The following is a 201-nucleotide window of genomic DNA, read 5'->3' as shown; positions in this document are numbered from 1 at the left end:
TAACAGTATAATCGAAGGTACTAGTAGTTGCACCAACAGCTGGTGTAAAAGTACCCGCGGCAGCATTAAAAGTACCACCAGATCCAGAAGTTTGCGACCAAGTACCACCAGCATCTTCACCAGCGATTAAACTAAATAAATCTATAGTTGTAGAACTGTCGTCACAGATAGTAATGCCTCCATCTGTACCAGCATTAGCAG

General features: G+C 42.8%; 1 protein-coding gene. It reads right to left on the bottom strand.

Going from position 1 to position 201, the window contains the following annotated elements:
- Positions 1 to 201, bottom strand: a 201-nt coding sequence (locus ACVC08_RS00135) for a hypothetical protein (RefSeq protein WP_452600493.1), incomplete at both ends; no start/stop codon positions are given.

The organism is Pontimicrobium sp. MEBiC06410 (assembly GCF_053601615.1).
This window is presented reverse-complemented; position numbering and strand designations above follow the sequence as displayed.